A 21,082-nucleotide genomic window follows, 5' to 3' on the forward strand; every position below is an offset into this window, starting at 1 on the left:
TGTTATATTTGATAAACAAATCCAAGCTGATTTGTTATCGGATTTTTATATGTTTCACATTTGATTTGGTATAATTCACTGATCGTTTCTGGTGTTAATACCTCTTCCGGTGTTCCAGACGTATAGATTCTGCCGTCCTTCATCGCATAGAGATAATCGCAATATTGGGCCGCTGTCTCTAAATCATGCAAAGCCGCCAGGACACCTATATTTAATTTCTTAACACATTGTAAAATTTCCAGTTGATAACGAATATCCAGATGATTGGTTGGTTCGTCCAGAATCATAAATTGTGGCTGCTGTGCAATCGTACGGGCCAAAATCGTTCGCTGCTTCTCCCCGCCTGATAAGGACAAATAACTTCTATCTTTATAATCCAACAAGTTGGTTTGTCTCAACGCATCTTCAACAATATCTATATCCACTTGATTATCCACCTCTAATAATCTCTTATGAGGTGTTCTCCCCAGCAGCACCATTTGCTCTACTGTTAAATCAAAATGCATTTCATTAAACTGGCCAACCACACCAAGCTTTTGAGAAATCTTCTTTTGAGATGTTTTTAAAACGTCAATATCTCCTAAAACAACTGTCCCTTTATGTGGAGGGAGACTTTTATAAATACTTTTCAGCATGGTTGATTTCCCGCAGCCATTCGGTCCTACAACGCCTACAAACTTCTGATTATCGACGAGCAGTGAAATATTTTTAACAATTTCCTTTTTTCCCAATTTTGTCTCCAGACTTTCTACTACCAGCTGCATATACTACCCTCCAAAATTATAGCCTTTTTTCACAATCATATAGATAAATAACGGAGACCCAATCACCGAAGTGAGAATCCCGATAGGAAGCTCTACATTTTCTACCAGCACTCTTGACAGTACATCTGCCCACATAAGGAAAAGACCGCCTAAGAGCAATGATGCCGGCATTAGCCGTTTATGATCTGAGCCAAACAAACCCCTGCATATGTGCGGAATGATCAAACCGACAAACCCTATCATCCCAGAGTAGGCAACCATTGTACCGGTAATCAACGCTGCGATGATCATATATAATTTACGAAACACACTTAAGTTAATCCCTAAAGTTATCGCTGATTCGTCACCTAATAACATCGTATTTAAGACACGATGCTGGAAAAGAAAGAGAAAACAGCCGGCCAGGACAATAATCGCCATAATTGGTACCTTGCTCCAGCTTGAGGATGCCAGACTTCCCATTGTCCAGAAAGTCACACTCTTGATTCCTTCTGCATCATTAGCGAAGAAAATAACAAGGCTGGATAAGGAGCTGCACAAAGCACCGATAACTACACCGGACAATACTAATTTTATGGAAGTCACCTTGCCGCCAATACTTGACAATACAAGAACAAGAATAGAAGTAGCCATCGCTCCGGCAAAGGCACCAAATGCCACACCAAACTGTGACAATACAGTTCCGCTGCCAAACCCTACAAGGATAGCAAAGGTAGCTCCCAATGAACCTCCTGATGAAATCCCGAGTATGTAGGGGTCAGCCAGCGGATTCTGCACGATAGCCTGCATTACCACTCCGCACAAAGAAAGGCCCATACCAATGAGTAAGGCGAAGACAACGCGAGGCATACGCACTTGCATAATAATATTGGTATATGAATCACTCTCCACCTGATCTAAAGATCCCAAATGCCCGTTAGTAATGGTATGTAGTACAATCTGCATAGATTGCTGAAACGGAATGGAAACCTGTCCAATGGAGACCGAATAAACTGCAGTAATTGCGATAGCGCAGATAAGAAAAATCAACGCAAACACATAAAAAACTTGCTTTTGTCTGACACTGCTGCCTTTTTCCGTATTCAAATTTTCACCTCCCACCTCCCATCCACCTAATTGATAATGAGAATCATTTTCATTATAGATTAAGGATTCTATTTTGGCAATCTGTTTTTTATATATTCATTTTAATATGATAAATTATTCCAAATTTTACATAGAAAGTTCAGACCTTTTACACTGTGCCGCTGGGCCTTTCATAATATTCAGTCCTGGTTTGGGCATTTAATGAAAACCTGATAAGGAAAGGATATTTGAAATGGAGAAGGTTTGTAGAAAAGCTTGTTGTATAGAGCTTGTTTCTAGTGGTTTGATACGAAACACAACTGTAAACAGAAATTGATTTATAGTAACAATTTAATACTTTCTTTTGAATAACTAGTGCTTGACCATTAGCTTTATAACATCGAACAAAAAAACTGAGGCTCCATTTTTTACTCCATGAAACCTCAGCTTTCACTGAATTTATTACAATATTAATTTCCAGATTTTAGCAATAAATAAAAAAAGATTCCCAGGTCCATACATTTATCCTGGTTGGTAATCCACCAAAAAAGATAAACATCTAATACACCTGCTTCTACATCCTGCTAATCCTGCTTAATACTTTTCCCGGCCAGCAGATAGTTGACCCTGCCGCTAAATTATTCTGCATGATACCTGAAATAGTCTGATGCACAGAAAAAGAAGGCAAATCTTTATCCAGATTTCTGCCTTCTCGTCTAATCGCCCTCTAGTGTCACTTCAGGAAACGCCTGCTTCTTCTTTATAGTCTAGTCCTTCTTCTTTTTCACGTTGATACTCCCCTAAAACAGCCTCTTGAATTTTTGAGCGTGTTCCAGAATTAATTGGGTGAGCAATATCTCGGAACTCCCCATCTGGCGTCCGCTTTGAAGGCATCGCAACAAATAGTCCATTATTCCCGTCAATGACACGGATATCATGGACTACAAATTCATTATCTAATGTGATTGAAGCAATAGCCTGCATCCTTCCATCTGTTTTTACGCGGCGTAATCTTACGTCTGTTACCTCCATGATGTTTCACCACCTTTGTCCTAATCAAAAATCATTATTCATACTTATGTACTTCAACATAAATTACAAAAATCCTTCTTAAAAATACCAAAAAAATAAAATATTTTAAATTTATTCTTCCGTGTACCTATAATTACATTTCCTTTCGACATATCTAGTCATTATTATCCACCTTTTTCTTACAGTGACGAAAACAATCAGATTTTAGCCTTTGTAAGAAAAATCAAATATCCCAGGTATTGGATATTATTATCATTTATAATTTATATGAATATATTATTACAATTTAACTAATTACGAATGTATTATTCCCAATGAAATACATTATCCTTCCAAAAAATAAAAACAGATCCTTGACTGATAGACAGTTGAAGATCTGTTTTTATCTGACATTTCTATATCAGGTTTCCATTTGATAATTTCCCGGCTGTACAGAAACTTGATGATTCTGTATATCAACCGGAGAGATTTTTAATAATGAAATATAATCTGTAATTACTCTTTCATCTTCTTCATCATCTGCTTCTGCTAACACGCCGACAGCTTGTACCGTTGCAGAAAACTCTTCTAAAAGACTCTTTATACCTGTAATGGTTCCTCCAGCTTTCATGAAATCATCAATAATACATACATTGGCTCCATCAGGCAAGCTTCGTTTTGGCAATACCATTGTCTGTATTTTTCGGGACGATCCGGAAACGTAGTTGATACTTACAGATGACCCCTCTGTTACTTTTGGATCTCTGCGTGCTATAATAACAGGGACATTTAAAAATGATGCTGTTGCATACGCTAAAGGAATTCCTTTTGTTGCGACAGTTACGATGGCATCAATCTTTAAATGAGCAAAGCAAGAGGCAAAAACACGGCCGATTTCCCGGACCAGAACCGGATCACCAAGAATATCACTCATATAAAGATATCCTCCAGGGAGAATTCTGGAAGGGTCTTCTAGCTTTTTTTGAAGGGATGATATAAACTCCTTACTGGCTTCAGCTGAGCTTGTAGGAATATACTTTACACCTCCGCCTGCACCAGTAGTTCTTTCTAAATACCCTAGACCTTTATTTTCAAAAACTTCATGTATAATATCTAAATCCTCACTTATTGATGACTTTGTTGTATCACAAAGCTCTACAAAGTAAGGCAATTGAATATGTTTCCTCGGGTTTTCTAAAAAATACTCTGTTAACACAACCAACCGATTACTTCTTTTCAAAATCACACCTCAAATCCGAATGTTCTTTATATAATATAGCATTTTCATATGAATTTTAGCAATGCTTATCCCAACATTCGGATTAATTGCACGTCATTACAAAAGCCTCGCATGCTGTTATATATTCGGAGTGCCTTTCGATGATGCTTCAATAACCCAAATACCGTTGGCCCGCTGCCGCTCATCATCACACCTTCTGCACCCGCAAGCTGCATAGCTTCCTTCAGTCTCGCTACCTCTGGATGCATAGAAAAAGTAATTGGCTCCAATGCATTTCCGAGGTGATTACAAAGCTTCGAAAAATCCCCTTCATGCAGGGCTTCAAGTATCTGCTTCGTATTGGGGTGCTTTAATTCAGGGATTTTAATCTGATCAAATACAGTATAAGAAGATACGCCCATATCCGGTCTGGCAAGAACAACCCAGCAGGTAGGCGGTGCAGGTAAAAGTTCAATACACTCACCATATCCTTTTGCTATTGCTGTTTTACTGTAAACACAAAAAGCAATATCCGCTCCTAACTCAGATCCCAGATCAGCTAATTCAGCTAATGGAATATCCAGGCCCCATAATCTATTGAGTCCTCGTAAAACCGCTGCTGCATCCGCACTGCCTCCGGCTAATCCTGCTGAAACAGGAATCGATTTATCAATTCGGATATGGACACCTTTTTTTATTTTGTACGTCTCTTTAAATAAAACCGCTGCTTGATATGCTAAATTTCTTTCATCGCTTGGTACATAACGGCTTTCCAACGACAATTGAATTTTATCTGCAGGTAATTCCCGCAATTCTAAACGATCTGCTAAGTCAATCGTCGTCATTACCATCTCAATATCATGATATCCGTCTTCCCGCTTATTTAATACATCTAATGACAAATTTATCTTAGCAGGTGCCTTCTCCATTACAAGCATCTTCATTCACATCCTCAAAGCGTTGGAAATTCGTTCGTTCACCTATTTAAAATCATATATATACGTCCCTTAAAGTTCGTGTTCAAAAAGTCCAATAAATAGGACCAAGAAGTTCAAGGCGACTAGCGTTTTCCGAACGGAGCGTATGCTTATAATACGTGAGTAACGCTTTTGGTGGGAAGAGTAATCTCAGTCCCATCGGAAAATGCTAGTCAACACAGAAATTCGACGTATCATTTTTATCAGACTTGTTGAACCTCCTCTTAAAAATATATTTTATTGTATCATAATCAAAACACTGAGGCTAATCTTGTATGAAAAGGTGTGGAATCTGCAAAATACTTTTGGTCATAATTTATTATTGGTATGAAAAAAAGCAAGCCCCTTTTTAGGACTCGCTTTTTCTCATACTTTCCTCTGCCATCTCTATAGCCCTTTTTACCATATTTCCGGCATCACGGGCTTTTATTCCTCCCCAGCCTTCCTGCTGTACCGTATCGTAAAATCCTAATTCTTTCGCTATTTCTTCTTTCATCTGTGTTGACATAATCCCTCGTCTACCCATGTAAAAGCTCCCCTTTACGAATGAATATATTTCTCGATCGGCAATCATAGCTTATGTATTTTTACCTTCTTCACTCTCACAAGTATTAACCAGCAAAACCATTTCCTGCCCTTTTTTTGCATAAAAAAAACAGTAGACCAGATACTTGTCTACTGTTTAAAAATTATCGCTGAACTTCCTTCAACAAAATTCAGCTCTACCGTTTCTGTCAATATGTCTGTATAGCTGTATGAAACACGTTCGAATGCATTCTCGTCCTGGTCAAGCTCAACAATGAAAACAGAGGGATATGTCTCCGCAAGAACACCGCATCTTTCAACGGTTTTCCGTCTTCCACCATTCGCTCTGAGCTTTAACCGTTTACCTACCTGACCATCTAGACCTTGCTTAATTTCGATCAACGTTTTGCCCACTACACTCCACCTCACATATACTTATTTTAACATATACGCCGATGAAAAGTCAAATAAAAATTATAATTATATCAGCATATGTTTTTACTTGTCAACTATTATTTATGTCTATTTCTGATATTATTTGTCGTATCTCTATTTTTATACATAAATTGTCACAAAAAAATGCATAATGGGCTGATTTTATAAAAACAATTAAAAAACAACTAATCTGAATGATCTAATTATTAATTTATTTTCAGTGGAAAGAAGGAGGAATAAAAGCATACCAATTAGCCCAACAACTCCCTTTTTTAAGCATTATTTCATATTATATTTCATCTTCATTTTCATGAGCCAGGTAAGGCATGCCTGTTCGTAATAATCCTCTTGTTTGTACGCCTCCTAATCCTTTTTCGCCAGTTAATGTATTACGGAGCGCTTCCCAGACAGATACGCTTTCCATAAAAGAGGTATATGCTACTTTCGCAACAATATAAACCGGATCCAGCGCATGAATATTGACTCTGGATGGCGAACTGGCAAAATTTGCACCGGCACGAATTAATGATTCAAAATGTGATTGGCAAGCTCCGGCAAAAATAACAAGCTGATCCAGATTAGGATAATTACTTCTCGCTTCTCGTACAGCTTCTACAAAATATTTTGAATGGCGATAAGCACTTATATCATGCTTCATTCCTTTATTATGTGAATAAGCATCATGGCCAGTGATTACCATGATATCCGGCTGGATTTTCTCCAGTAAATCCTTTATTTGAAATGGCATCTCTGTTTCCGCCAGATGAACACCATGTACCTGAAGTCCAATGCGCTGATATAATTGGATACATTTTCTTAAATAAGACGGGTCTCCATCTATATGAAGCACTTTTGCAGGCAATTGAAAATAATTAGCAGCATCCGTATAGCCTTCTGTTGCTTCATAATTCCTTTTTTCTTTCATCATTTGATAGTCCTGACGAAATAAACGATAGGAAAATTCCTGTTTTTCTCTGTCTTCGGCTCTTCTTTTTTTATGTTCCCGTTGATCTACCAAGGTTAAGTCGGATAGAGACGCATCCGCTTTTAACCTTAACTCTTCACCATGAAGTATAGCTACTCCTTTTTTTATTTCTGCCACGCGAAATAATAAGTCGTGATTATATGATTTCCTTGTTACTAACGCTCCATTCTGTATATCCATCACTGCACCTCTCACCTTTTATCGCAGTTTAACCGGCAGTAAATTCTTGAAGTATGAAGTTATTAACTGCCAATATAAGCCCGATTGGTTCAACTGAATGAATTTCACTTTATTTCTTTCTCATTGTATGAAAAAAAGTGCAGCTCTGTTCCTTTCTCCCTTATATAACCTATATAAAAAGCTAATCAAAAGATGTCATCTTCTGATTAGCTTTTTTGAATCTCTTTATAAACAATATTAGCTAAATCTGCAAATTCCTCTATTGTCAATGTTTCACCGCGTCTGCCCCCATCAATTGACGCTTCTTCAAGGAGTGCTTCCACTTGATGCTTTTCTAATTTTTCTTGTAAAAATCTGTTCAGGTTATTCCGGAGTGTTTTTCTTCTCTGCGCAAAGCTTGCTTGAATAAGTTCAAAGAAGAAGTCTTCATTATCCACCTGAACAGGCGGTTCTTTGCGCATAACGAGCTTCAGAACACTTGAATCTACATTGGGCTGCGGCATGAATACCTGCTTCGGCACATTCAAAACAACCTTGGCTTCGGTATAATATTGTACAGCAATACTGAGAGAGCCGTAGCTTTTTGTATTTGGTACAGCTGCCATTCTATCCGCTACTTCTTTTTGAATCATTACTGTAAGACTTGTAACCGGAAGCCGGTCACGAACAAGCTTCATAAGAATTGGCGTCGTGATGTAGTAAGGAAGGTTTGCAACCACATGAATATCCTGGCCTTCCTCGAAATGCTTTCTAATTACCTCATCTACATTTGCCTTTAAAATATCCTCAAGAATGACTTCAACATTATCGTAGTCCGCTAAAGTCTCTTCTAAAATAGGCAATAGACGCTGATCAATTTCAAAAGCAACTACCCGATCCGCATGAATAGCTAATTGCTCTGTTAAAGCACCCATTCCAGGGCCAATTTCAATTGCCCCTGTTTCCTTTGTAATTCCTGCTTGATGAATAATATTTTCTAATACATTGACATCAATTAAGAAATTTTGTCCTAAGCTTTTCTTAAATGCAAAACCATATTTGTTCAGCAGTTCTTTTGTTCTCGACGGTGTTGCAATATATTTTTTAGGCATCTTTCTCCTCCTGCTCTATAAGCTCAACAGCTTCTTTAAATTGTTCCTTGGAGATTTGAAATTGGGTAAGGCGCTTTAAAAGCTGCTTTCCATTAGTATGACCAATATGCAAAAGCTCACCAAGACGTTTCCTGCGTCCAGAAGCCATTTCACCTCCGATTAATCCATAATGGATAAGTTCCTCTTTGGTAATATCACTATCCGAAAAATCTGCAAGCTCATAAACATCCTCGAGCGCCTTTTGGATATCCTCTACAGAAGCATGTTCAATCCCCAGGCTCTTATTTTCAGAATGCTTTGCTTTTGCCTGATCTCTTCTTAAAAAAGCATGCTTACAGCCAGGTACAGCCTGGTTGATTAAGTGTCTGATCCGCTCACCTGGATAATCAGGATCGGTAAAAACAATAACTCCGCGCTTTTCCTTGGCATGACGGATTTTATCAATGGTTGTTTTATTAACTGCTGAACCATTTGTCTCTATTGTATCAGCATCTACAGCAAGCTGAACGCGTGTCGTGTCATCTCGCCCTTCTACAACTATCATTTCTTTTATTTTCAATCGATTTCCTCCACTTTGTTCTAAGATCCTTAGAAATCACTTAATTTTAAAAAATCGTTTTGCATTTTCTGTTGTTATTTTTCCAATCTCATCCACACCCATTTCACGTAATGCAGCAATATCCTCTGCTACACGCGCGACATAAGCTGGTTCATTTCTCTTTCCGCGATATGGATGAGGTGCCAGAAATGGAGCATCCGTTTCAATAAGCAGGCGGTCTAAAGGCACCTGTTTCGCTACTTCCTTTGGTAATGGAGCATTTTTAAATGTTACCGGACCGCCTAATGAAATATAAAAATTCATATCCAGACAGGTCTGGACATAATCGACAGAATCATTGTAACAATGCATAATACCGCCAATTTCCTCTGCATTCTCCTCCTGCAGGATATTTATAATATCCTCCGTTGCCTCCCGATTATGAATAATAATAGGCATATTCACTTTTTTAGCAAGCGCTATTTGCTGACGGAAGACCTTCTTTTGCACATCTTTTGGGGATTTATCCCAATGATAATCCAGTCCCATTTCACCAATTGCCACCACTTTAGGATGTGCGCTCAGATTTTCAATCCATTTCAGCTCTTTATCCGTCATATCAATGGCATCAACAGGATGCCAGCCAACTGCTGCATAAATATTCTTATTCTGTTCTGCAATTTCAATAGCCAGCGGAATAGTCTCATGGTCAAAGCCGACAACAACCATATACTCTACACCTGCATCTCTTGCCCGCTGGATTGTCTCTTCTCTGTCTTCAGCAAACTGTCTGGCGTTTAAATGAACATGTGTGTCAAATAACATCTTAACCATCCTTTTTTTTGATCTTATAATGCAATTCAAAAAGTGCGATGAAAAGGACCAAGAAGTTCAAGGCGGCGTTTTTTTCGAACGGGTTTCCACAGGATGTGGTGACTTCTGTGTTGTCCACAGGATGTGGACGGTCTTAACAGAAGATCCTCTATATTATTAGATACGTGAGTAACGCTTTTGGTGGGGCGAGTAATCGCAGTCCCATCGAAAAAAACACGCCAACACAGAAATTCGAAATGTCATTTTTATTGGACTTTTTGATCTCCCCTATATCGAAAAGGAAGGAGCTGACATGATGACAGCTCCTATACTATATATTTTCTTGAAATCGTCCAATATTTTAAGAAATTGGTGATCCGTTTGGAACACTTTCCGGCGCTGGAACAATTTCTAATTTCCCGTCTTTTTCTGCGGAAAGAATCATTCCCTGGCTTATTTCACCACGCATTTTCCGCGGCTTCAGATTAGCTACAATAACAACCTTTTTACCAATCAGTTTTTCCGGTTCCGGATAGTACTCCGCAACTCCTGATAAAATTTGCCGATCAGCTTCATCTCCAGCATCGAGGCGGAATTTCAATAGCTTATCTGCACCTTCAACTTTACTGCAAGCTTTCACTTCTGCTACCTTCAACTCTACTTTATCAAATACATCATATTTAATTTGTTTTTCTTTTGTGGAAACAAGCTCTGTTTCATTTGGATCCCAATCTTTTTCTTCTTCCTCGTCAGATGCAGCCGCTCCACCCATTTGTGAACGGATATATTCTACTTCTTCTTCGACATCTAAACGTGGGAAAATTGGTTTTCCTTTTTTCACTACAGTAATGCCTTCCGGGAAATTGCCAAATTGAATCTTTTCCCAAGACAATCCGCTTTCTTCATCTAAACCAAGCTGCTCAATTATTTTCTTCGGTGCATGTGTCAAACAAGGCTGCAGCATAGTTGCAACTACACGTAATGTTTCTGCAAGGTGTGCCATGACACTTGCTAATTCTGTACGTTTTTCTTCATCTTTAGCAAGAATCCAAGGCTGTGTTTCATCAATGTATTTATTAGCCCTGGAAATCAGTGTCCATACTTTTTTCAATGCATCACTAAATTCCATTTGATCCATGGCTTCCTGGTAAGCTTGGATAACCGATGCTGCTGTTTCTTGTAAATCAGCATCTTCCTTATTAATGACACCATTTATAGCAGGGACCTTTCCGTCAAAATATTTGTTAATCATTGCTACAGTACGGTTCAATAAGTTTCCTAAATCATTTGCCAAATCATAATTCACTCTGGAAATAAAATCTTCAGGAGTGAAGACACCATCACTGCCGAAAGCAACTTCTCTCATTAAATAGTAGCGCAAAGCATCTAAACCGTAACGCTCCACGAGCATTTCCGGATATACAACATTTCCTTTGGACTTCGACATTTTTCCGTCCTTCATCAGTAACCAGCCATGTCCAAAAACTTTTTTAGGAAGCGGCAGGTCCAGGGCAATCAACATGATTGGCCAATAAATAGTATGGAAACGAACAATTTCCTTTCCAACCATGTGTACATCTGCAGGCCAATATTTTTTGAAAGCAGCATCATCCTCTGTACCATATCCTAAAGCTGTAATATAGTTAGCTAATGCATCAATCCATACATAAATAACATGCTTCGGATTACTTGGAACTTTAATTCCCCAGCTGAATGTTGTGCGGGATACTGCCAAGTCCTCAAGACCTGGTTTAATAAAGTTATTAATCATTTCATTTTTACGGGATTCCGGCTGGATAAAGTCAGGATGCTCCTCATAGTACTTCAATAGCTGATCTGAATATTTACTCATGCGGAAGAAATAAGATTCTTCTTTAATCAATTCAACTGGATGTCCGCTATCCGGTGATTTTCCTCCGATAACTTTTCCGTTTTCGTCTTTCTCAATATCTACAAGCTGTGTTTCTGTATAGAAGGTTTCATCAGGAACAGAATACCATCCTTCATATTCATCAAGATAAATATCACCTTGTTTTAGAAAACGCTCAAAAATATCCGCCACAACCTTCTGATGCTGTTCATCTGTTGTGCGAATAAATTTATCATTACTTATTTCAAGTGTCTTCCACAGATCCTGCATGCCAGCTGCCATCTCATCTACATATTCCTGAGGTGATATATTCTTTTCAGCCGCTTTCTGCTCAATTTTTTGCCCGTGTTCATCACTTCCTGTTAAATAGAACACATCAAACCCAAGCATGCGCTTGTATCTCGCCATCGTGTCACAAGCTATTGTTGTATACGCATTACCAATATGTAATTTCCCGCTTGGATAATAAATTGGCGTTGTAATGTAAAAAGTATTTTTGCTTCCCATTCGTTATACCTCCTAAATTTTTCCTATTTAAAAAATCTTATAGCGGAATACTGTGAAGATGATACATGCTTTGAAACAAGCATTGCCACCTCATCCGTAAAAGATTCAAAGTTATCTCTTATTGATTGGCTATTTTATATATTTTTTTATGATATCACACTGTAAATATAAAAATGTCAACTTCCATTGTAGCTATTATATCGTAATTTGCCAAATTGTGTACCTATTCACTTGTTCTTTATGGATAATTTAGATTTATGTCGAATTTTTTGCAGATATACTTTCCTTCCATACAAAGGAAATATATCCATTTCATTAGAAATTAATTCACAAAAAATGATACTTTCTTACTTAATAGCGATAGAAATTTAACAAAAACCTGAATATTTATAAAAAAGAGATAAAACTTTTCCTTTTACAGTAAAATTGTATTGACAATACCAAATATTGTTGCTATTCTAATGTTATTAACAACGACGAACAGCGACATTTTTTTCAAGTTATCTCATTATTTGAAAAATGCATAGTTCGTTTATTCGGAAAAACTCTACTAAATCTACTTCTGGGGGAATGAAAAAATGAAATCTACTGGTATTGTACGCAAAGTTGACGAGCTTGGCCGCGTGGTTATTCCTATCGAATTACGCCGTACACTGGATATTAAAGAAAAGGATACAATGGAAATCTACGTTGATAACGACCGTATTGTATTGAAGAAATACCGTCCAAACATGACTTGTCAAATTACTGGAGAGTTAACAGATGAAAACCAGACTTTAGCTGATGGAAACCTTATTCTAAGCCCTGAAGGCGCTAAAATTTTGCTTGAAGAAATTCAAAACCGTTTTAAATAATAATAGTTGTTTAAAAGGCGAAAAAGGGATGACCTCTGTACATAGAAGAGGCCATCCCTTTTTCGTATTCATTAATATTATAAAGCCTAATGGAAGCGGCTAATCAATATGGTAGCTCTGATAGACTTCTCTTTTTGGTAATTTCCGTTCTACTGCCGCCTGCTTAATTGCTTCTTTGCTGGATAAATTATCATTTTTCATCAATGCTTCTACATGTTCTTTCACGGATAAGGCTTCCCACCAGCTCAATTCCTGTTGAATCTTGTCGAAAGATGTCTCCATTTGTCCTTCTATAACAATAACAAACTCTCCACGCAGTTCATTTTTCTTACTCCATGAAAAAAGTTCTTGTATGGTTCCTCTAACAAATTCTTCAAATTTCTTAGAGATTTCTCTACCTATAGACGCTTGCCTGTTACCTAAAGTACCCTCCATGGTTTCTAAAGTATCCTTTATACGATAAGGTGACTCATAAAAAATTAAAGTAGAATTCAAATTTTTCAATTTCTCTAATGCTTCTTTTTTATCTTTTTTCTTTCTGGGAAGAAAACCGTAAAAGGTAAAAGGTTGTGCGGGTAAACCAGACCCGACCAGTGCAACAAGTGCTGCATTTGCGCCCGGTAAAACAATAACATCCATGCCTTCCCTGATAGCTGCCTGAACCAGCTCTGAACCAGGATCAGAAATTGCCGGCATTCCTGCATCACTCACAACAGCAATTGATTCACCATTACGTATCTTATCTAAAAGCTGTTTTTCTCTTTCCTGATGATTATGTTCATGATAGCTGATAAGTGGTGTATGAATCTCAAAATAATGAAGCAGCTTTTTCGTATTTCTGGTGTCCTCCGCAGCAATCAGCTTACATTCCTTTAAAATCCGGATAGCCCGAAAAGTCATATCCTCCAGGTTTCCGATAGGTGTCGGGACAACGTATAATGCTGCATGTTCCTCAGGCTGATAGCTGTTTTGAATATTCATTCATCACACACTCCTTTCTCATGAGTCTGAATCAGTTCTAATTTTTCTCGACGAGATAATTTTTTTATTCTATATTCCTCGCGCATAGCATCTGATTTATTTTCAAATCCATATGTATAAATAATTTCGAATGGGCCTCTGCCTCTTGTATATTTTGCTCCTTTTCCCTCTTCATGCATACGAATCCGGTGTTTTAAATCATTTGTATATCCAGTATATAATGTCCCATCCTGACATTTTAAAACATATACCAAGTGTTCTCCGCTAGCCATATATAACTTCCTCTGCCTGTTTTGTATAAGAACCGTCCTGTTCATAAATATAGAATGGCGGCAGAATTTTCACGTCTGCCTTTCCATCGCGTATCCCCTCAACTAAGAGCATATTCGCTTCCTTTCCCTGTTTTGGATAAACAAATTGTATACGCTTCGGCTCAATACGATATTTTCTAAATTGTTCTATGATATCAACTAAACGTCCAGGGCGATGCACCATAGCTACTTTTCCGCCGGGTCTGACATAAAGTTTACAGGCTTTCACAACATCCTCCAATGAACAGTAAAGTTCATGTCTGGCAATAGTAAGGTATTCATTTTGATTATGCTCCGTAGACGACGGTGTTTTAAAATATGGCGGATTAACTGTAATCATATCAAATGAGCTTTGATCAAGAGTTGTCTGCATTTCCTTCAGGTCTCCATGAATCATTCGTAATTGATGATTTAAATCATTTAAAGTGACATTTCGTTGAGCCATATGAAAAATTCGTTTTTGAATCTCAACACCGATAATTTCAGCACTTGTCCTTTTAGAAAGAAGTAAAGGAATAACGCCATTTCCCGTACATAAATCAAGAATCTTTCCTCTTTTTTTAGGGATTGCACTAAAATGAGCTAATAAGACCGCATCCAATGAAAAAGCAAAAGCAGTCGGACTTTGTATAATTTTCATCGTTTCATCTGCAAGCAAATAATCCAGGCGCTCATCATCATATAGATCGATCATTGGTTCATCACATCCTCATCTTCTCATTAAAGCTTATCATAAAAAGAGCTGCCTCCATAGGAAGACAGCACCCAATACGATACACTTTTTTCGTTTTCCACAGCATGAGTGAACGTAATTCCCCCTATTTGATATAGAAGTAATAATAAACATTCATGGGGAAAACGGTCACTTCATCTCCTGATTAACTTGGACCAACACGATGTTGGTCACACAAGCGTTTTCGCAAATATCCTCGATGGGGCGAGTAATCGCAGTCCCAGTCCCAGGATGCGAAGACACTAGCTTGTGTTCTTTAATCATTGGGAAAAGAACAAAAACTCCCAATGATTAAAGCTTCGTTTTATCAAAGAAATCCAAACAGAAAATACAATCTTCATTTCTTCTCGGACTGCCAAATTCTAAACTGCAAATATGGAAGCCTTCTTCATACAGCCGGGCTAAATTATCATAGCCTTCTCCTGGGAAGATGCCCTTTTGTTGTTTAGAATCACCTTTTTCTTCCTGGTTTTCCACAGATTCTTCCGTAAATTTATCTAGGTGATTACGCAAATGGTGATTTTCATGAGCTAACCGATGATTTTCTTCAAGTAAATCACTTAGCTTTCCTTTTAAATCACCTAACTGCTCATATAATTCACCAATTTGCTTCTCCATATCGGAAACTTGATCAAATATTTCTCTGTTTCCCACGAATGATCACCTCTATTCTGTGACTTGTGCTACAATTCCTTCTTCAATTAATTCATCTAATGTATACTCCACAACACGTTCTTTATCTAAGAGTTCAATTTGAATCATTTTTTCTAATATATTTAAACCGACAACCTTACCCTTTCCATGAGGTGTCGGCAGCGTTTCTCCAATGTCAGGTAAATCTCTTTTTGCTGTTTCATACGCATCATTTTCATATTTTAAGCAGCACATTAACCTTCCGCACAAACCGGATATTTTTGCCGGATTTAAAGAAAGATTTTGATCCTTTGCCATTTTGATAGACACCGGCTCAAAGTCTCCTAAGAAAGTGGAGCAGCAAAGCATACGCCCACACGGACCAATTCCGCCCAGCATTTTTGCTTCATCCCTGACTCCAATTTGTCTAAGTTCAATACGTGTTTTGAACATAGATGCAAGATCCTTTACAAGATTCCGGAAGTCTACTCTTCCGTCAGCTGTAAAATAGAAAATAATTTTATTGCGGTCAAAAGTATATTCTACATCTACCAGATTCATATCCAGTTTATGTTGATTAATTTTTGTGGTACACACGTCAAAGGCTTTTTTTGCCTGTTCCTGATTCTCTACAACGGTTCGCTTATCCTTTTCTCCAGCGACCCGTATTACTTTCTTTAAAGGTAAAACTACATCTTCCTCATCAACCTGTTTTTCCGTGATGACTACTTTTCCAAATTCTATCCCTCTTACCGTCTCCACAATAACATAGCTATCTGGGGTTACCGGGTAAGAATCTGGATCGAAGTAGTAGATTTTACCAGCTTTCTTAAATCGTACGCCAATAACTTCTAACATTTTTTCACCTCTGTATTTGAAGCGCTAGTTGTTCAATAACCAATGTTGGCTGAACATTTGCCTTTAATTTTCTTTTTGCCATTAAAATCTGATTTAAGATTGTTAACAGCTGGGCTTGAGAAAAAGTAATGATCATCTTTTCTAATTTAGATGGATCATTGGATAACAGTATCGTATTGGCGTCTGTGTATATATGCTGATGTAAGATATCTTTAAACCCTAGTATTAATAAGTCCAGACCTCGTTCTTGATTGTCTCTATCTTTAAAATGAGGTATCCAATTTTGATGAATATATGTGTAAACATCCTCAGGTTGTGTAGTATACATTTCTACCCATTGTATCACTATTTTTCTCGCACCTGCAAACCAATCATCTTGGGCAAGTTCAAGTGCTTCTGTCAGACTGTTTGTCAGTACACTTAAAAGTTTAGCATCTGCCTCGCCTAAGCCCTCTTTCTGCAATCTCTCCTGTAATATACCTGGTGAAAGAGGCTGCAGATCAATAATCTGACAGCGTGACCGGATAGTAGACAGCATCGCATGACCATTCTCTGTGAGCATCATCGCAGTTGTCTCTACACTCGGTTCCTCTAAGAATTTTAATAATCTGTTAGCCGCATTGACTGTTAATGTATCCGCATCCTTAATAATATAAACTTTCTGGTTTGATTCCAGTCCTGAATACGTAAATTCCTTCTGCAAATTACGTACCTGCTCTATTTTAATAGAGGCCCCATCTGGTTCAATCCAATGCATATCCGGATGATTACCAGAGTCAATTCGCTGGCAATTGATACAGCTGTTACATGGATTTACTCCCTGCCGGTTCATGCAAAATAAATATTTTGCCAGAAGTAATGCCATTTCCTTTTTGCCGGTTCCTCTATCTCCTTGAAATAAATAGGCATGGGAGATACGATTTTTCTTGATACTATTAATAATAGTCCTACTTGCTACAGGCTGTATTTTTTCAATCTCTTCCCATGACTTCATCATTTTACTTCCACCTTTAAAGATGAGCTTATTAACGCCTATTCTATCAACTCTATGAAAGGCTAAGCTCTTCCTCAAAAGAGCTTAGCTCATGTATAAATATTAACTAACAAACCTTTAATTTCTCCAATTAAACCAAGAATATCAATGGTTTTCTTTTCTTCATCCATTAAATCCTCCGCCAATTTGGCAATTTTTTCATCAATTATCTTCACTGTAGATAATTGTCTGCTTCCCTGCATGCCGAAGCTTTGTTTTTTCTCCAGAAGATAGCCTTCTGATGTCGCTTTTTCCAGAAATCCCTTTACCATTCGCTTGAATTTGACTAACTCACGGAAGGAACGATACCGGCTCAGCTTATCACCCTGCTCGGTTATCTGCTTCACCATTTGAGTGAATTCCTGTGTCTTCAGCTGTTCCGATTGGGTTTGAACAAGATTTTGAAAAGAAGCATTATTTGTTTGTGAAGGCCGCTTCAGATTGCCGTCTCTTGGTGTTAATATATCACTCGAGATTTTCATTGTTCTCCCCCTCCCGTTTTATTAAAATGTTTTTTTAGAATTGGTAAAAGGATTCGATAGGCAGGATAAACACAGTAGCTCCTCCAACCTCCACCTTAACTGGTTTTGGAATATAAGAATCTGCATTTCCTCCCATTGGAGAAATTGGCGCAACCATCTGTTCACGATGTGAGCAGTTATCGCGAATGATTTCAAGGGCATCATTCACATATTCGTCTTCACAACCAATCATTAGTGTCGTATTACCTTCTTTTAAAAATCCGCCTGTTGTAGCTAATTTTGTTGTTTGAAATTTATTTTCACCTAATGCGTTTACCAGGCGGTTGGAATCCTTATCTTGAATCACAGTTATAATTAATTTCATGATTGATCAGCCCCTTTTGACTTATTTATTTAAAAAAGTAATAATTCTTTCCAGCACATCTTCATAGACGGCCTCACGTGAGCGGTCAGCATTCACAGTTTGAAAACGATCCGGGAAACGAGATTTGATTAACTGATAGCCTTCATAGACTTTCTCATGAAATTCAATCGTTTCTAAATCCAGACGATTTTTCTCTCTTTCAGCATTTGCTGAAATGCGCTCCAGTCCTTTTTTAGGATCAATATCAAAAAAGAGCGTTATATCCGGCATACAATCCTGAATCACAAATTGATTAATAGCAAATACTTCATCTACGCCGATGCCTCTTGCATATCCCTGGTAAACCAGACTGCTGTCCACAAAACGATCACATAATACTATTTTCCCCTTTTCTAACGCAGGGAAAACCTTTTCTACGAGATGCTGTCTTCTTGCTGCTGCGTATAATAATGCTTCTGTTCTTTCCTCCATCTCAAGATGAAGAGGGTCATGAATAATATCTCTAATCTTTTCAGAGATACGAATACCGCCTGGCTCTCTTGTCTTGATAACCTCAAATCCTCTTCCTGTCAGCTCTTCATAAACTTGGTTTAGAATTGTGGTCTTACCGGCTCCCTCGCCGCCTTCAAATGTTATAAACAAACCATTTGTCATCATCGTTCCCCTTTATTCCTATATATGCGTACACCAGAGTCCCTATGCTGAATCCTCACACCTTGTTCTACTAATTTTTCTAAATGTGCTATATGCGCCTGTTTAATCCTTTCTCCTTTTAAAAGGACAGGAATACCAGGCGGATAAGGTATAATCGCTTCAGCAGCTATTGCTCCAATACTTTCCTTCACCGGGACCAGATACGTTGTATAATTGTTCATTTCCTGGTAAGACAAATCTAATTCCTGAATCTTATCAGGGAAAAGATTTATCTTCTCTATTGTAGCACGATTTACTGATTTTTTTAACGGATGCTCTATTGTTTTCAACCTTTTTTCTAACATTTCAATTTGCTCAAATGGTGCAAGTCCATGGATAAATAAAATTTGCTCCTCTGTAGCAAGCTCTGGGAAAATCCCTGCTTTTTCGAGCAAGTTCACAACAGACCTTGTCGAAAAAGAATGTTTCACGTGGAACGTCAGCTTTAATGGATCACCGGAGGGAACAGCCTCCCAAAAAGGAAAGGCTGAAAATAAAGTCTTCACATATTCGACACTTTTTATCACTTTTATTCGTTCTCCTGCTGAAAAATTTGCTAAAAAATGTCTAGCCATATCTAAAGAAGCCATTAATATATACGAAGGACTGCTCGACTGGATAGCTTGTAAATAATGAGCAATCCGGGTGGTGTCAATACGCGGTGTCACAATATGTAAATAAGAAGCCATTGTCATTGCCGGAGCCATTTTGTGAGCAGAATGAACAACCGCATCCGCCCCTAATTGAATTGCTGAAGCTGGGAAGGGATCTCCTAATGCAAAATGAACCCCATGTGCTTCATCGACTAGCACAGGGATATTATATTGATGTGCTTTATCAATCATTTTTTTTAGATTATAGGTCTGTCCAAAATAATCCGGATAGGTAAGTACTAACGCCTGCACATCTGGATGCTGCTCTATTGCTGCTTCCACGGTTTCATAGCTTGGGCTTGTATACCTTTTAACATTATCGTCCCAATTCGGCGCAAGAAAAACAGGCTTCGCTCCAGCTAACTCCAACCCATTCATTACAGATTTATGGCAGTTACGTTGTACAAGGATCTTCTCCCCCTGCTTACACGTTGCAAGAATCATTGCCAGATTTCCAGCTGTCGACCCGCCAACAAGAAAGAAGGTGTGCTCTGTCTTAAAAAAATCCGCTGCTAGTCTTTCTGCCTCTGCAATGATACCTGTGGGCGCATGTAAATCATCCATCCCAGTGATTTCTGTCACATCCCAGCGGAGCATCTGCTGGAAATCTGCTTTATATGCAGGTGAAAAAATTTGTCCATGTTTATGACCTGGAACGTGGAAAGAGATTGGGTTGCTGTCTGCAAATACTTGTAAATGCTCTGCTAATGGTATGCGCTGTTGATCCATTTTCCTGCCTCATTTCTGTTTGTATATAAATAAACAAACCAATTCTTAGGAATTGATTTGTTTACCTTTCTCTATTATAACAACCAGGTGCAGAATAGGAAAAAGAAGTACAGATGGTATTATATTTTTGCCTGGTACATACTACCTCATTGAGCTAATTAGAATGTTCAGCTGTATACTAACTATTTATTTTCATAGCTAAAATTAAGGCAATAAAGTTAAATAGTATAGAACAGTATAAAATAGTAAAGAAAGCATCCAATTAAACTCTATTCTACTAGAACAGCCATACTGACATATCCTAAAAAAGCAGAAATCTCCCCTTTTTTCTTATTCATCTTCATTAAGCTTACTACAACTATCAAACCGATTAATAACCATATCGCGCCTAAAATCTTATCCCAAGTCATTATTGTCCACCTTCTCTCAAATGGAAGGTGTTCTCTTTAATATTTTACGCTAACAAAAAAGCCTTTGCATGCAAAGACTTGTTAAAAAGGGGATTATATTAAGAGTGTAATTTTGGTTGTTTAATATTTTTTAACTTTGAGAGATAGTATTGATACTTCTCTTCCCTTGGCTCTGTATGGATCATATTATGCTCACAATCTGAACATAGAAACATGGAATACAAATGAATACCGTTTTCCTTTGGTTCCTCGCAAATTCCACAATACTCATATTCTTGAACTTTTTGCTGTTTCATTTCTCCACCTCCGTTAAAACTAGTATCTCCTAATCTAACGGATGCTATACATAAAAAAATATATTATATATC

The 21,082-nt window shown here is 37.9% G+C and carries 24 protein-coding genes and 1 pseudogene; 1 reads left to right on the plus strand and 24 read right to left on the minus strand.

Annotated elements, in window-relative coordinates; genetic code table 11:
* Positions 1 to 2 precede the first annotated feature (2 nt).
* The 12 genes from OSO01_RS19965 to metG all read right to left on the minus strand — a co-directional run bounded on the left by OSO01_RS19965 (position 3) and on the right by metG (position 11,980).
* Positions 3 to 764 (minus strand): ABC transporter ATP-binding protein, encoded by a 762-nt coding sequence (locus tag OSO01_RS19965; RefSeq protein WP_147212236.1) that lies wholly within the window; start codon positions 762 to 764, stop codon positions 3 to 5.
* 3 nt (positions 765 to 767) lie between these two features.
* Positions 768 to 1,766 carry a FecCD family ABC transporter permease gene (locus OSO01_RS19970; RefSeq protein ID WP_371863313.1) on the minus strand — a complete coding sequence of 333 codons (999 nt, stop codon included), beginning with the start codon at positions 1,764 to 1,766 and terminating at the stop codon, positions 768 to 770.
* An 801-nt stretch (positions 1,767 to 2,567) separates the two neighbouring features.
* Positions 2,568 to 2,861: a septation regulator SpoVG gene (gene spoVG, locus OSO01_RS19975; protein ID WP_077602842.1), complete on the minus strand. Its 294-nt coding sequence runs from the start codon at positions 2,859 to 2,861 to the stop codon at positions 2,568 to 2,570.
* A gap of 400 nt (positions 2,862 to 3,261) precedes the next feature.
* Positions 3,262 to 4,080, minus strand: coding sequence for a pur operon repressor (gene purR, locus OSO01_RS19980; RefSeq protein WP_147212238.1), 819 nt, complete (start codon positions 4,078 to 4,080; stop codon positions 3,262 to 3,264).
* Positions 4,081 to 4,145: 65 nt separating this feature from the next.
* Positions 4,146 to 5,003 (minus strand): 4-(cytidine 5'-diphospho)-2-C-methyl-D-erythritol kinase, encoded by an 858-nt coding sequence (ispE, locus tag OSO01_RS19985; protein ID WP_147212239.1) that lies wholly within the window; start codon positions 5,001 to 5,003, stop codon positions 4,146 to 4,148.
* Between the two features lie 382 nt (positions 5,004 to 5,385).
* Positions 5,386 to 5,562 (minus strand): small, acid-soluble spore protein, alpha/beta type, encoded by a 177-nt coding sequence (locus tag OSO01_RS19990; RefSeq protein WP_077602839.1) that lies wholly within the window; start codon positions 5,560 to 5,562, stop codon positions 5,386 to 5,388.
* A 149-nt stretch (positions 5,563 to 5,711) separates the two neighbouring features.
* Positions 5,712 to 5,975, minus strand: coding sequence for a biofilm formation stimulator Veg (gene veg, locus OSO01_RS19995; protein WP_147212240.1), 264 nt, complete (start codon positions 5,973 to 5,975; stop codon positions 5,712 to 5,714).
* Positions 5,976 to 6,285: 310 nt separating this feature from the next.
* The gene (gene yabG, locus OSO01_RS20000) at positions 6,286 to 7,161 is read right to left on the minus strand and encodes a sporulation peptidase YabG (protein ID WP_147212241.1); all 876 of its coding nucleotides are present in this window, start codon (positions 7,159 to 7,161) and stop codon (positions 6,286 to 6,288) included.
* Between the two features lie 206 nt (positions 7,162 to 7,367).
* Complete coding sequence (gene rsmA, locus OSO01_RS20005) at positions 7,368 to 8,252, minus strand: 16S rRNA (adenine(1518)-N(6)/adenine(1519)-N(6))-dimethyltransferase RsmA (RefSeq protein WP_147212242.1); 885 nt, start codon at positions 8,250 to 8,252, stop codon at positions 7,368 to 7,370.
* Complete coding sequence (rnmV, locus tag OSO01_RS20010) at positions 8,245 to 8,811, minus strand: ribonuclease M5 (RefSeq protein WP_147212243.1); 567 nt, start codon at positions 8,809 to 8,811, stop codon at positions 8,245 to 8,247. Before rnmV ends, rsmA begins: the two co-directional genes overlap by 8 nt.
* A gap of 36 nt (positions 8,812 to 8,847) precedes the next feature.
* On the minus strand, positions 8,848 to 9,615 hold the full coding sequence (locus tag OSO01_RS20015; protein ID WP_147212244.1) for a TatD family hydrolase: 768 nt from the start codon (positions 9,613 to 9,615) through the stop codon (positions 8,848 to 8,850).
* Between the two features lie 349 nt (positions 9,616 to 9,964).
* Positions 9,965 to 11,980, minus strand: a complete 2,016-nt coding sequence (gene metG, locus OSO01_RS20020; protein WP_147212245.1) for a methionine--tRNA ligase — start codon at positions 11,978 to 11,980, stop codon at positions 9,965 to 9,967.
* Positions 11,981 to 12,558: 578 nt separating this feature from the next.
* Here metG and abrB point away from each other — a divergent pair.
* A complete protein-coding gene (gene abrB / locus OSO01_RS20025; RefSeq protein WP_077602833.1) occupies positions 12,559 to 12,834 on the plus strand; it encodes a transition state genes transcriptional regulator AbrB in 276 nt (91 codons plus the stop codon).
* Between the two features lie 99 nt (positions 12,835 to 12,933).
* On the opposite strand, the gene rsmI is transcribed toward abrB, so the two are convergent.
* From rsmI to OSO01_RS20080, 12 genes and pseudogenes are all read right to left on the minus strand, one after another.
* Positions 12,934 to 13,815 carry a 16S rRNA (cytidine(1402)-2'-O)-methyltransferase gene (gene rsmI / locus OSO01_RS20030; protein WP_147212246.1) on the minus strand — a complete coding sequence of 294 codons (882 nt, stop codon included), beginning with the start codon at positions 13,813 to 13,815 and terminating at the stop codon, positions 12,934 to 12,936.
* The gene (locus OSO01_RS20035) at positions 13,812 to 14,087 is read right to left on the minus strand and encodes a GIY-YIG nuclease family protein (RefSeq protein WP_147212247.1); all 276 of its coding nucleotides are present in this window, start codon (positions 14,085 to 14,087) and stop codon (positions 13,812 to 13,814) included. The genes rsmI and OSO01_RS20035 overlap by 4 nt, the downstream gene beginning before the upstream one ends.
* Positions 14,080 to 14,820: a tRNA1(Val) (adenine(37)-N6)-methyltransferase gene (locus tag OSO01_RS20040; protein ID WP_147212248.1), complete on the minus strand. Its 741-nt coding sequence runs from the start codon at positions 14,818 to 14,820 to the stop codon at positions 14,080 to 14,082. The genes OSO01_RS20035 and OSO01_RS20040 overlap by 8 nt, the downstream gene beginning before the upstream one ends.
* Positions 14,821 to 15,150: 330 nt before the next feature.
* Positions 15,151 to 15,513 carry a DNA replication initiation control protein YabA gene (yabA, locus tag OSO01_RS20045; RefSeq protein WP_147212249.1) on the minus strand — a complete coding sequence of 121 codons (363 nt, stop codon included), beginning with the start codon at positions 15,511 to 15,513 and terminating at the stop codon, positions 15,151 to 15,153.
* Between the two features lie 12 nt (positions 15,514 to 15,525).
* The gene (locus OSO01_RS20050) at positions 15,526 to 16,350 is read right to left on the minus strand and encodes a PSP1 domain-containing protein (protein ID WP_147212250.1); all 825 of its coding nucleotides are present in this window, start codon (positions 16,348 to 16,350) and stop codon (positions 15,526 to 15,528) included.
* Between the two features lie 4 nt (positions 16,351 to 16,354).
* Entirely contained in the window at positions 16,355 to 17,344 is a 990-nt protein-coding gene (gene holB, locus OSO01_RS20055) for a DNA polymerase III subunit delta' (protein ID WP_147212276.1), read from the minus strand.
* Positions 17,345 to 17,433: 89 nt separating this feature from the next.
* Positions 17,434 to 17,865: a YaaR family protein gene (locus tag OSO01_RS20060; protein ID WP_147212251.1), complete on the minus strand. Its 432-nt coding sequence runs from the start codon at positions 17,863 to 17,865 to the stop codon at positions 17,434 to 17,436.
* Positions 17,866 to 17,899: 34 nt separating this feature from the next.
* Positions 17,900 to 18,229, minus strand: a complete 330-nt coding sequence (gene darA, locus OSO01_RS20065; RefSeq protein WP_040977662.1) for a cyclic di-AMP receptor DarA — start codon at positions 18,227 to 18,229, stop codon at positions 17,900 to 17,902.
* Positions 18,198 to 18,883: pseudogene (tmk, locus tag OSO01_RS20070) on the minus strand (dTMP kinase). Before tmk ends, darA begins: the two are co-directional and overlap by 32 nt.
* Complete coding sequence (locus OSO01_RS20075; RefSeq protein WP_147212252.1) at positions 18,883 to 20,304, minus strand: aminotransferase class I/II-fold pyridoxal phosphate-dependent enzyme; 1,422 nt, start codon at positions 20,302 to 20,304, stop codon at positions 18,883 to 18,885. Before OSO01_RS20075 ends, tmk begins: the two are co-directional and overlap by 1 nt.
* Before the next feature lie 269 nt (positions 20,305 to 20,573).
* Positions 20,574 to 20,714 carry a hypothetical protein gene (locus tag OSO01_RS23475; RefSeq protein WP_186813717.1) on the minus strand — a complete coding sequence of 47 codons (141 nt, stop codon included), beginning with the start codon at positions 20,712 to 20,714 and terminating at the stop codon, positions 20,574 to 20,576.
* A gap of 98 nt (positions 20,715 to 20,812) precedes the next feature.
* The gene (locus OSO01_RS20080) at positions 20,813 to 21,010 is read right to left on the minus strand and encodes a sigma factor G inhibitor Gin (protein ID WP_077602824.1); all 198 of its coding nucleotides are present in this window, start codon (positions 21,008 to 21,010) and stop codon (positions 20,813 to 20,815) included.
* Positions 21,011 to 21,082: the final 72 nt, after the last annotated feature.

Origin of the sequence: Oceanobacillus sojae, from assembly GCF_007991515.1 — a bacterium.
Classification (GTDB): Bacteria; Bacillota; Bacilli; order Bacillales; family Amphibacillaceae; genus Oceanobacillus; species Oceanobacillus sojae.